This is a genomic window from Methylobacterium sp. E-046, from assembly GCF_022829625.1.
Classification (GTDB): Bacteria; Pseudomonadota; Alphaproteobacteria; order Rhizobiales; family Beijerinckiaceae; genus Methylobacterium; species Methylobacterium longum.
Genome location: NZ_JAKSYP010000169.1, coordinates 1 through 2,875, shown reverse-complemented (window position 1 = coordinate 2,875; position 2,875 = coordinate 1). Strand labels below are relative to the sequence as shown.

Annotated in this window: 3 protein-coding genes; 1 reads left to right on the top strand and 2 read right to left on the bottom strand. The window is 67.5% G+C overall.

The genetic code is table 11. The annotated features are described in order from the left end of the window. Positions 1 to 323: 323 nt before the first annotated feature. Positions 324 to 863: a hypothetical protein gene (locus tag MKK82_RS15735; protein ID WP_243986239.1), complete on the top strand. Its 540-nt coding sequence runs from the start codon at positions 324 to 326 to the stop codon at positions 861 to 863. 1,041 nt (positions 864 to 1,904) lie between these two features. Here MKK82_RS15735 and MKK82_RS15730 read toward each other — a convergent pair. Together MKK82_RS15730 and MKK82_RS15725 are read right to left on the bottom strand one after the other, a co-directional pair. Further along, entirely contained in the window at positions 1,905 to 2,081 is a 177-nt protein-coding gene (locus tag MKK82_RS15730; RefSeq protein WP_243986238.1) for a hypothetical protein, read from the bottom strand. 125 nt (positions 2,082 to 2,206) lie between these two features. Continuing rightward, the gene (locus MKK82_RS15725) at positions 2,207 to 2,512 is read right to left on the bottom strand and encodes a hypothetical protein (protein ID WP_243986237.1); all 306 of its coding nucleotides are present in this window, start codon (positions 2,510 to 2,512) and stop codon (positions 2,207 to 2,209) included. Between the last annotated feature and the right edge of the window lie 363 nt (positions 2,513 to 2,875).

Genomic DNA, 2,875 nt, shown 5'->3' with positions numbered 1-2,875 from the left:
CGATACTGAACCCGGGACCGGCGAGGCACGCGCGGTCTCTCAGGAAGCCAAAAGCGGCGACAGCGGCCTCTCAGGCGCGGGTGCCCTACCGCGATGCCGAGCAGACGGCGAGCATCATCAGCCGGCCGACCTCGGCTCGGGGGCGGATCGATGCCGGCGCAGTCGCCTACGCCTCCATGCACCGGGCGCGAGGCAATCGCTCCGCCGTCCCCTCGTCCACTTCGGCAACGTCCTCACCCTGGACGCTGCCATCCGCCCTTGCGCCGACGGACTAGCTTCATGCCGCGGCCTCTCGTTCACCCCCGCGAAGAAGGAAAGCCGTGATGTCCCTACGTTTGATCTGCTGCGCGACCCTGATCTCTGCCTTGGCCAGCCCTGCACTTGCGCAGGATGCACCGGCCGCGCCGGACACGTCGGCGGCCACGTGGCAGATGCCCTGGCAGATCGCTCCGATCGGGCCGGCCTCAGCCGCGGCCGGTGAGCAGACGATCATGTCGATGGTGCCGGGAACCGGCCTGGTGAAGGGCACCTCTGTCGCCCTGCAGAGGATCGGACAGCCTTTGCCGGAGGTGCCGGGCCGCAACCGCACCGTCGACACCTGCCGTGCGACCGTCATGAGCGAGGCTGGCAAAGCCGGCATGAAGCAGGTCGAGGCGGTCTCGGCCGGCGTGGATAAGACCGACAAGAAGGGAGACTACTTCGCGCCAGTGCTGTTCCGCATCACCTACGACCGGCCGATGATGTACGAGGTGCGCGAGGCGGCGATGATCTGCGTCGTGAACCGTAAGGGTGCCATCGTCGACGCCTACATGCCGGCTGACGAGTCAGTCATCACGGAGTGGACGGCGCTCGGACGCCGCTGAACTGACGGCGTCCAGTTTGGACGTGCCAGCCACGCAATCTCAGATGGCAGTTCGCATCAGCGCCAACCTGGGACAGCAACCGGCCGAAGTTGGTGATGGCCGCCTAACCGTGCTCTGGCACCATGCTGTTGGGCCACGTTGCGTATCGGCCCACCGCTGGTGAGATCGGACGCTCCCCCGCCCCGTGAGCAGATCGGGGCGGGGCCGAGCGGCCTTCAGGAAAGCGCCTGAGGGTGCGGTGATGGCGTACCGCTGTACCCTTTGGATGAGAGTGGGCAGCCGGTGTGCGTCCGGCGGTGCTGCAGTATCAGGTGGCCTGAGGCAGTATAGGACCCAGCAATCATTACTTGGCCATGGCACGCCGGACAGCGTTTCCATGCCACCCTGTACACGCCGTGCGCTTCTGTAAGGGTGGCGGGGCGCCACGCCCCGTCCACCTTCACCTCGCAAGTGCGCTGGTCTTTGGTGGCCATGGCAACGCTATCGGCCGTCGAGCGATGGACCCCCCGATGTGCCCCCGGTGCCCGGCGGGCCGTTGGTGGGCGTGCCGCCGATGTTCACATCCGGTGTCGTGCCCGGAACGGAAGAGTTGCTGGGATTGGCCTCGTTGCCTCGGGTGATCGGGCTAGGACCGAGATCCCGAGCGCCAGGGCCCACGCCGCCCACGGTGGCCGGTGGGGCCACACCGGTATTGCCGGCGCCTCCCGTAACCACCTGGGCTACGACGGGGCCAGCCAGGACGATGCTCAAGGCGCCAGCGAGCGCAATCGTGGTGCGGTTCATGCAATTGTCCGTGCTGCAGCTTCTGCGGCACAGGAACGGCCTAAGTGCCGCGAAGTTCGAAGGACGGGTCAGCTACTACATCCTGCTCAGCACCCACGCGATAGCCGCCACTACAAGCGCCATAACGATCTGGATGGCCAGCAGGCCCGTGTAGCGGGTCGGCGCAAGACGAGCGGGCGCCGATATGGCGCCAACTATCCCGGACGTGCCCTGATGGGGCAGGTCATTGTTCGCGGGGTTCACGAGACAAGGCCGGGCTCAGTGCTCTGTGCCTTCCATGTTCGGCCGCGGTTCGCCCCCGTGCTGCTTGATCACGTTGGAGCGCTCTGGATCGCCCTTTGAATTGGCGACCTGCTTCCGGGCTGCAGCGGCCAGGAACCACACACCGGCGAGAGTGCCCAGAGCCAGAAAGAGAAGGGGATAGCCGGTTTCCATGGCTGTGCCTCCAATTGGATGCGCTCTCAGCCAACAGTGCTGCTCGCACCTCAATGCAGGACAACAGCCCGAAAGATTGTAGGTTGCCGTAGCGAGGGCTCAGCCGACTCGCGGCCGTGTGGCCGCTACTCGCAGACGCGGACCCGGCGGACGTGCTCGTAACCATAGGGATCGATGAAGGCGCGCCGCTCAACGTGGCAGACTTCCTCGACGTAGACGGGCCGCGGCGCGACGTAGACCGGGCGACCCGGGTAGTACCCGTTGTTGGCTGAGGCAATCGCGCCTCCTGCGACGACACCGCCAAGAAGGCCGAGCGCTGCGGCCCCGCCGACGCCGATACCGTCGCGTGCCTGGGCAGCCGGCTGGGCGCTGCAAAGGGTAAGAGCGGTTAAAGCAGCCACGCCGCTGGTCCGCAGGAGAGAGCCACGCATTGCCAACCTCGTGTGCGTGAACGGCCCCGCGCACGTCGGCGCGCAGGGCCGTAAACCACCGGATCCCCCCGGTGCGGCTGCTCATCGGCGGCCACGGTCAGGCTGGGACTGGATGGTTAACGAAGCCTTGCCAACCGTCTGTCAGTATCGGCGGGGAGGCGGCGGGGGCGGCCCGTCATCGTCGTCATCGTCCGGCGGGGGTGGGCCACGCCGGTGCGGCGGGGGCGGCCGGTCGTCATCGAAGTCCTCCCGCGGCGGCGGCCGGAAGCGATGCGGTGGCGGCGGGGGGCGGTCGAAGTCCTCATCCCCGGGCGGGGGAGGCCGCCTATCATCGTAGGGCTGTGCGCCAGCCCCGGCCGTCGC